The sequence below is a fragment of the Xanthomonas sp. SHU 308 genome (genome assembly GCF_000364645.1).
Lineage (GTDB): Bacteria > Pseudomonadota > Gammaproteobacteria > Xanthomonadales > Xanthomonadaceae > Xanthomonas_A > Xanthomonas_A sontii.
Window position 1 is genome coordinate 1 of the sequence record NZ_AQOK01000154.1, and the last position, 4,472, is coordinate 4,472.

At 70.4% G+C, this 4,472-nt stretch carries 3 protein-coding genes and 1 pseudogene; all 4 read left to right on the forward strand.

Translation table 11 applies throughout. From position 1 onward, the window contains the following. The first annotated feature begins 222 nt into the window (after positions 1 to 222). Positions 223 to 708 carry a rod shape-determining protein MreD gene (gene mreD, locus D588_RS0106435; RefSeq protein WP_010343694.1) on the forward strand — a complete coding sequence of 162 codons (486 nt, stop codon included), beginning with the start codon at positions 223 to 225 and terminating at the stop codon, positions 706 to 708. Between the two features lies 1 nt (position 709). Beyond that, positions 710 to 2,770, forward strand: coding sequence for a penicillin-binding protein 2 (mrdA, locus tag D588_RS0106440; RefSeq protein WP_017907586.1), 2,061 nt, complete (start codon positions 710 to 712; stop codon positions 2,768 to 2,770). Continuing rightward, positions 2,767 to 3,873: a rod shape-determining protein RodA gene (gene rodA, locus D588_RS0106445; protein WP_017907587.1), complete on the forward strand. Its 1,107-nt coding sequence runs from the start codon at positions 2,767 to 2,769 to the stop codon at positions 3,871 to 3,873. Before mrdA ends, rodA begins: the two co-directional genes overlap by 4 nt. Before the next feature lie 325 nt (positions 3,874 to 4,198). Next, positions 4,199 to 4,472: pseudogene (locus D588_RS24160) on the forward strand (virulence factor family protein); the annotation flags it as partial.

Genomic DNA, 4,472 nt, shown 5'->3' on the forward strand with positions numbered 1-4,472 from the left:
GGAAGGAGCTTCGCCCGTGGCTGGAGCCGCACAAAGCGGTGACGCCAAGCCAGCGCAGGGCGTGACGCAAGCCCCCGCAACCGGCGCCGCCGCCTCGACATCGCCAAACGTGCACCCATCCGCCACCGCGGCCACCCCGCCGCCGACCAAGCCGGCACGCGCGACATCCGATTCCCGATTCCCGAATCCCGATTCCCGCCCGGCTCCAAAGGAGACGGGCCAATGAGCCGCCTGCGCAGCAAAGGCTGGGTGCTCCCGGTCAGCGTGATCGTGGCGCTGTTGCTGGGGTTGATGCCGTTGCCGCTGGTGGTGCAGCCGCTGCGGCCGTACTGGCTGGCGCTGGTGGTGGCGTACTGGGTGATCGAGACCCCGGACAAGGTCGGGCTGGGCTTCGCCTTCGCGGTCGGGGTGCTCGCCGATCTGCTGTACGGCGGGGTGCTGGGCGAGCAGGCGCTGCGCCTGGTGATCCTGAGCTTCATCCTGCAGCGCTTCCGCGCGCGCATCCGCTTCTTCCCGATGTCGCAGCAGGCGCTGGCGATCGGCGGCCTGCTGGTCAACGACCGCATCGTCGCCGCGGCGGTGCACCTGGCCGTCGGCGAGCCCACCCTGCCGTGGAACTACTGGTGGGCGCCGCTGCTGGGCATGGCGCTGTGGCCGCCGCTGTTCGTGCTGCTGGACGCGCTGCGGCTGGGCCGGCGGAGCAAGTAGCATGGCCCTGCATCCGCGCCGCGCGCAGAAGAACCCGCACGCCGAGGCCGAGCAGTTCCGGCGTCGTGCCGCGCTGGGCTTCCTGTGCGTGCTGCTGGCGCTGCTGGGCCTGGGCGCCTGGTATTTCAAGCTGCAGGTGCTGGACCACGATATCTACGCCACCCGCTCGGACGCCAACCGCATCAAGCCACGGCCGGTGGTGCCCGGGCGCGGCATGATCTACGACCGCAACGGCCGCCTGCTGGCCGAGAACGTCCCCGCGTTCCGGCTCGACGTGACCCCGGACAAGGTCGCCGACATGGACGCGCTGCTGGCCGAGCTGGGCAAGGTCATCGCGCTGTCGCCGGAAGACATCGAGCGTTTCCAGGCCGCGCGCAAGGCCAGCCGCAGCTTCCGCCCGATCACCCTGAAGCTGCGTGTCAGCGAGGAGGAGCGGGCGCGCTTCGCGGTGGACCGCTGGCGCTTCCCGGGCGTGGAGCTGGAACCCTACCTGACCCGGCACTATCCCTACGGCGACCTGTTCGCGCACATCATCGGCTACGTCGGCCGCATCGACGAGAAGGACCTGGAGACGCTGGGCGAGGGCAACGCCGCGCTGACCCACATCGGCAAGTCCGGGCTGGAGCGCTATTACGAGGAGCAACTGCGCGGCAAGGTCGGCTACGAGCAGGTCGAGACCAACGTGCAGGGCCGCGCGATCCGCACCGTCGGCCGGGTGCCGGCGCAGTCCGGCGCCGACCTGCGCCTGTCCATCGACGCCGACCTGCAGCGCGCCATGGTCGCCGCGTTCGGCGACTACCAGGGCTCGGCCATCGCCATCGATCCGCGCACCGGCGAGATCCTGGCCATGGTCAGCCTGCCGTCCTACGACCCCAACCTGTTCGTCAACGGCATCTCCCACGCCGATTTCCAGGCGCTCAACAGCGACCCGTCGCGGCCGCAGTTCAACCGCCTGGTGCTGGGTGGCGTGGCGCCCGGCTCCACCATCAAGCCGTTCATGGGCCTGGCCGGCCTGGACAGCGGCACCCGCCGCCCGGAGGACAAGATCCTCTCCACCGGCATGTTCTACCTGCCCGGGGTCAGCCGCGGCTGGGGCGACTCGCACCGCGGCGGCCACGGCTGGACCGACCTGCGCAAGTCGATCGCGCAGTCGGTGAACACCTACTACTACAAGCTGGCCATCGACATGGGCATCACCAAGGTCGACCAGTACATGACCCGCTACGGATTCGGCGTGCCCACCGGCATCGACCTGGTCGGCGAGACCGGCGGCATCGTGCCGTCGCCGGCGTACAAGGCCAAGAGCCGCAAGGAAGCCTGGTACCCCGGCGACACGGTCAACATCGCCATCGGCCAGGGCGACTGGAAGGTGACGCCGCTGCAACTGGTGCGCGGGGTCGCCGGCCTCGCCGACGGGCAACTGCGCACGCCGCACCTGGTGATGGCCACGCGCCAGGCCTTCGACCAGCCCTGGGCGCCGGTGCAGCCGGAACCGAGCAAGCCGATCAGCGACAACCCCAGCAACCTGCAGGCGGTGCGCGAGGGCATGATGGACACCATGCGCCCGGGCGGCAGCGGCTATGCCATCACCGTCGGTGCGCCGTACCAGATGGCTGGCAAGACCGGCACCGCGCAGGTGGTCAGCCGCAAGGGACTGGCGGCGGTCGATCCGCGCAGCCTGCCGATGCACCTGCGCCACCGTTCGCTGTTCGAGGGCTTCGCGCCGGCGGAGCGGCCGACCATCGCCCTGGCGATCGCGGTGGAAGGCGGCGGCTACGGCGCCAGCACCGCTGCGCCGATCGCGCGCAAGATCTTCGATGCCTGGCTGCTCGGCCGGCTGCCGCCCGGGGTCGAACCGCTGGACAGCCTGCGCGGCGCCACCGCGTTCGGCAGCCACCTGTACTACGCAGAAGATCCCGGCTCGCGCGCCGCCGCCGATGCGGTCGCCCTGGCCGCCGGCGAACGCCCGGTGCTGATCGGCCAGGCCGAGGTGGATGCGGCGGTGGTACCGCTGCAGTCCGCAGCGCCGGCGATCCCCGACGAGATTCCGGACGAGCGATGAAGGATTTCCTGCGCTGGCTGGTCGACATCGGCGGCCGCTTCACCCGTACCCTGGACTGGCCGCTGTGCCTGGCGCTGGGCGCGCTGATGGCGATGGGGCTGGCGGTGCTCAAGAGCGCCGGCGGCATGCACCTGGTGATGGCGCAGGGCGCGCGCTTCGCCATCGGTGCGGCGGCGATGTGGAGCCTGTCGCGGGTGTCGGCGCTGCGCCTGCGCGCCTGGACCCCGCTGATCTACGCGCTGTCGATGCTGCCGCTGCTGGCGGTGTTCGTGCTGGGCACCGGCAAGTACGGGCGGCAGTGGCTGGACCTGAAGGTGTTCTACCTGCAGCCGGCCGAGCTGTTGAAGATCAGCATGCCGATGATGGTGGCCTGGTACCTGCACCGCATGCCGCTGCCGCCGCGCATCCCGACCGTGCTGGTCAGCGCGGTCATCATCGGCATTCCCACCGCCTTGATCATGCTGCAGCCGGACTTCGGAACCGGCGTGCTGATCGCCGCCAGCGGCGGCTTCGTGCTGCTGCTGGCCGGCCTGCCGTGGTGGTGGGTGGGCATCGCCGTCGGCGGCGTCGCCGCGGCCGCGCCGGTGGCCTGGCTGTGGCTGCTGCGGCCCTACCAGAAGGACCGCATCATGATGTTCCTCAACCCGGAGAACGACGCGCTCGGCGCCGGCTGGAACATCATCCAGTCCAAGATCGCGATCGGTTCCGGCGGCCTGCACGGCAAGGGCTGGGGCATGGGCTCGCAGTCGCACCTGAACTTCATTCCCGAGCAGACCACCGACTTCGCGTTCTCCGTGCTCAGCGAGGAGTTCGGCTGGATCGGCGTGGCCACGGTGATGACCCTGTACCTGATCGTGATCGGGCGCTGCCTGTGGATCGCCTCGCAGGCGCGCGACACCTTCTCGCGGCTGCTGGCCGGCGCCACCGGCCTGGCGTTCTTCGTCTACGTGCTGGTCAACGGCGGCATGATCTCCGGGCTGCTGCCGGTGGTCGGCGTGCCGATGCCGCTGATGAGCTACGGCGGCACCTCGGCGGTGTCGCTGCTGGCCGGGCTGGGCCTGGTGATGGCGGTGAAGGCGCACCGTCCGGTGCACGGCTACTGAACCAGCGCACGGCGTTCCAGGCGCGCTGGCTTAACCGCAACCTTGCAGGCAGGTGACGGCATTATTGCGGCGCATGTCGTGCATCCGCACAATGCGCGTCGATGCCACGTGACGCGCGCCGCTCCCCCCGGCCCACAGGTGTGCAGGAACTTCCGGGTAGGCAGGTGCGACCCCGCGCATCCATCCCAGCCCACATCGCCGAGGCATCCTCCGCAGCGCATCCGCCGATCCGGGCTCCGGCCCACCCGTCTGCGTCGTCCGCCGCTGCCTCGTCGTTCCCGTGGTTGTCCAGAGGCTCGGCGTTGGCCGGGATGGATGCGTGTCGATGAAATTCCTGCGCGTGTTGCTGTTGACGAGCGTGGTGCTGGGCCTGAGCGGCTATGCACTGCTGCGCTATTACTTTCCGCCGGGGGCGCTGCACGCCCGTGGCTACGGGCGCACGACCCTGGTGCATCCGCAGGGGGCGCCGCAGGGCCTGGTGATCCTGCTGGCCAGCGGCAGCCCGGCGCAGCGGCAGGACGCCGCGCGGCGCATCGCCGCCAGCGGCGCGCTGGTCGCGGTGGTCGACGGCCAGCGCTATCTGAAGCACTTGCGTCATG

Bases quoted from the DNA above. Each gene is read 5' to 3' on its own strand.
- mreD (WP_010343694.1), top strand. From the start codon at position 223: ATGAGCCGCCTGCGCAGCAAAGGCTGGGTGCTCCCGGTCAGCGTGATC.
- mrdA (WP_017907586.1), top strand. From the start codon at position 710: ATGGCCCTGCATCCGCGCCGCGCGCAGAAGAACCCGCACGCCGAGGCC.
- rodA (WP_017907587.1), top strand. From the start codon at position 2,767: ATGAAGGATTTCCTGCGCTGGCTGGTCGACATCGGCGGCCGCTTCACC.